Raw genomic sequence first — 4,172 nt, 5'->3', positions numbered from 1 at the left:
AGGCGGAGCCGTGGCCTGCCGGTGAACGAGTACGCCGTGCGGGGGTGTCGTCGTTCGGGATCAGCGGCACCAACGCACACGTGATCGTGGAGGAATCGCCGCTGTCTATTCCAGCGGAATCCCCTGTTGTGGAAGCGGCTTCGGAGGGCGTTCTGGCGTGGGCTGTGTCGGCGAAGACGCGGGATGGGGTGCGGGATCAGGCGGTTCGGTTGCGGGACTGGTTGGTCGATCATCCGGAGGCCGGTGCGGCGGATGTGGCGTATTCGTTGTTGCGGCATCGTTCGCAGTTGGAATGGCGTGCTGCGGTGGTGGGTCGGGAGTTGGCCGACTTGAACGCCGGGTTGGCGAGGTTGGCGGAGTCCGTCGGGGACACCGATGGCGTGGTGTCGGGTCGTGCTGTGGCGCGGCAGGTGGCGTTCGTGTTTCCGGGGCAGGGCAGTCAGTGGGGGGAGATGGGTGCCGAGTTGTTGGCAGGGGGTGGGGTGTTCGCGGAGTCGATCGCGGAGTGTGACGCGGCTTTGGCGCCGTTCGTGGACTGGTCGCTGACCGCTGTGCTGCGGGGAGACCCGGAGGCGCCGTCGCTGGAGCGAGTAGATGTGGTTCAACCACTGTTGTTCGCGGTGATGGTGTCCTTGGCCCGGCTATGGCGCTCGAGCGGGGTGGAGCCCGCGGTGGTGATCGGGCATTCGCAGGGTGAGATCGCGGCGGCCGTTGTCGCTGGTGGACTTTCGTTGTCCGACGGTGCGCGGGTGGTGGCGCTGCGTTCCCGGGCTGTGGCAGAGGAACTCGCTGGTTCCGGTGGCATGGCGTCGGTCGGCTCGGATGTCGATGCGGTCCGGCAGCGTCTGCTCGGGTTCGGGGATCGGTTGTCGGTGGCGGCGGTGAATGGTCCAGGGCAGGTGGTGGTGTCGGGGGAGGCATCGGCGGTGGATGAGTTCCTGGCCGGGTGCGCTGACGATGGCGTGTGGGCGAAGCGGATCCCGGTGGATTACGCGTCGCATTCGACGGCCGTAGAGTCGATTCGGGATCGGGTGTTGGCGGAGTTGGCTCCGGTTCGGCCGCACACGGATTCGGTGCCGTTCTTCTCAACCGTGGTCGGGGACTATGTCGATACCGGGAGATTGGATGCGGGGTACTGGTACCGGGGGCTGCGGGAGCAGGTGCGGTTCGCCGAGTCGATCGAGGCATTGATCGGCGCGGGAGTAAATGCTTTTATCGAGGTGAGTCCGCATCCGGTGTTGACAATGGGGGTCGAGTCGACGGCGGAAGCGCTCAGTGTGGCCGATCGTGTGGTTGTGCTGGGTACGTTGCGGCGTGGCCATGGCGGGCCGGAGCAGGTCGCCGTCGAGTTGGCCCGCGCCTACTGTGCCGGTGTGGCGGTGGCGAAAACTGCGTTGGCTCCGACCGCGGCTCGGGTGACTTTGCCGACGTATGCCTTCCAGCATCAGCGGTACTGGCTGCAGCCGAGCGCCGAGATCGCGACCGGCTCGTTCGGGCATCCGTTGTTGACGAATGCGGTGCAGCTCGCCGGAAAAGACGAATGGCTGTTCACCGGACGTGTGTCGGTGCGGACCCATCCGTGGCTGGCCGATCACGCGGTGTTCGGTTCGGCGTTGTTGCCCGGGACCGGTTTCTTGGAGCTGGCGCTGACGGCGGGTGTGCGGCTGGGCGCCGAGTTCGTCGAGGAGCTGTTGCTCGAAGAGCCGCTGCCGCTCGCCGACGACGCCGCGGTCGATATTCAGTTCGGGGTCGAACCTGCCGATGAGGCGGGCCGACGCCGGTTCGTGATCCACTCTCGTGTCGTTGCCGACGGGGATTCCGAGGCCGGCGAGTGGGTGTCGCATGCCAGCGGCGTGCTGGCTCCGGCCGCTGCGACTGTTCCGGCGTGGATCGAGTCGGAACGGCATGGATCGGTGAGCGAGGAATGGCCGCCCGCGGGCGCCGATCCGGTGCCGACCGACGGGCTTTACGACCATCTGGCGGAGTTGGGGTTCGGTTACGGCCCCGCGTTCCAGGGGGTTGGGTCGGTGTGGCGTGATGGTGACGATCTGCTTGCCGAGGTATCACTCCCGGCCGATGTTGGTGATCAGGCATTGTCGTTCGGGATCCATCCGGCATTGCTGGACGCCGCATTTCACGCGGCGATCGATGGGCTGGCGTTGGACATGCCCTCGGGGCGGCTGCCGTTGCCGTTCTCGTTCACCGGGGCGCGGTTGTACCGTGCTGGCGTGCCGGCCATCCGGGTTCGGCTCGTCCGGTTGGATGCCGGGCGGGTTCATGTCGTCGCTCTGGACCACGTGGGTGCGCCCGTGCTCAGCCTCGAGTCGCTTACCACCCGCCCGGTGGATGCGAAGGTGCTCATCAGGGGATTCGGCCGTCGTGCATCGCTGTCGGATATCGAATGGGTGTCGGCGCCGCCCAGGCACACCGGGGTGGTGGGGTCGATGGTGGTCCTTGATGCCGGTCATGTCGCGGGGGCGGATGTTCGTGCCGACCTAGCCGAGTTGCTCGACAGCGAGGTAATGCCGGAGGTCGTCGTGTGGTCACCCGGCGGGGACGGGTCGAGCGGCGGCGACGACGGTGATGTGGCGGTGCGGACCCGCGCGTGGGTGCACTCAGCGCTGAAACTGTTGCAGACGTGGCAGGCCCAGGAGCGCTCGAGCGGGTCGCGACTGGTCGTGTTGACGCGGGGGGCGATGGGCGCGCCGGGTGAGTTGTCAGATCCGGCGGGTGCGGCGGTGTGGGGGTTGGTGCGGAGCGCGCAGTCCGAATATCCGGGCCGGTTCGTCCTCGTCGATGTGGGCGTCGATGAGGACGTGACAGTGGATGTTATTGCTGCGGTAGTGAGTTCGGAGGAACCGCAGCTGGCTGTGCGCGGTGGCCGGCTGCGGGTGCCGCGGTTACGGCGGCAAAAGCTGGGTCCGGCGTTGGCGGCGCGGTCGCCGTTGGGTACGGGTGCGGTGTTGATCACCGGTGGGTCCACTGGTTTGGGAGCCGTGGTGGCTCGACATGTCGTCGACACATACAGCGTTCAGCGGTTGGTGCTGGTGTCGCGGCGGGGGGAGCGTGGCGAGGGTGTGGCCGAGCTGGTGAGTGACTTGACGGCCGCGGGCGCGCAGGTGCGGGTCGTGGCCTGTGACGTGAGCGATCGTGCGGCGGTAGCGGCCCTGTTGGCGGGGTTGCCGAAGGAATTCGCGCCGAGCGCGGTGATCCATTCGGCAGGCGTACTCGACGACGGCACAATCGAGACCTTGACCGGCGAACAGGTGGATCGGGTGCTGGCGCCGAAGGTGGATGCCGCCTGGCATCTGCACGAGTTGACCAAAGATCGTGATCTGTCGGCGTTTGTGCTTTTCTCGTCGGCCGCGGGTGTGGTGGGTTTACCGGGGCAGGGTAACTATGCGGCAGCGAACGCCTTCCTGGACGCACTGGCGTGGCGTCGGCGGGCGGCAGGCTTGCCCGCGGTCTCGATTGCGTGGGGTGCGTGGAACCAGGGCCTCGGGATGACCAGCGGTTTAGATGGTGCGGCGATGGCGCGGCTGGGCCGGATGGGGGTGCGACCGTTGGAGACGGCGGACGGTTTGGCGTTGTTCGATCATGCGATCGGCGCGGCAGCACCGGCGGTGATCGGGACGGAGTTCGACACCGAGGTCCTGTCGGTTCAGGCGCGTGCGGGGTCGCTGCCGCGGATATTGCATTCGATTGTCGCGGTGCCGGTACGCCGAGCCGCGGACACGAGCGGAACGTTGGGGCGACGGCTGGGCGCTGCCCGGGCGGCCGAGCGTGCGGCGATCGTGCTCGACGTCGTTCGGGAGCAGATCGCCGGAGTGTTGGGACATATCTCCAGTGACGTGATTGATCCCACCGCACCGTTCACCGAGCTCGGCTTCGATTCGCTGGCAGGCCTGGAATTCCGTAACCGGCTCGCCAAGGCCATCGGGGTGCAACTGCCGTCGACGCTGGTGTTCGACCACCCCACCGCCGCGGCGGTCGCGGCGTTCATCCACTCTCGTATCGGCGAAACCGATGCGGATGCCGGCCGCGCGGTCGCACGACCGGCGCGCCGGATCCGTACCGATGAGCCGATTGCGATCGTGGGGATGAGTTGCCGGTTTCCGGGTGGTGTGGAGTCGCCGGGGCAGTTGTGGGATCTGGTCGCGTCCGGTTCGGAT

At 67.4% G+C, this 4,172-nt stretch carries 1 protein-coding gene; it reads left to right on the top strand.

What is annotated here, in order from left to right; genetic code table 11:
• On the top strand, positions 1-4,172 hold a 4,172-nt coding region (locus AB0H00_RS31785), incomplete at both ends, for a type I polyketide synthase (RefSeq protein WP_357273604.1).

The organism is Nocardia sp. NPDC023852 (genome assembly GCF_040639505.1).
Lineage (GTDB): Bacteria > Actinomycetota > Actinomycetes > Mycobacteriales > Mycobacteriaceae > Nocardia.
This window is presented reverse-complemented; position numbering and strand designations above follow the sequence as displayed.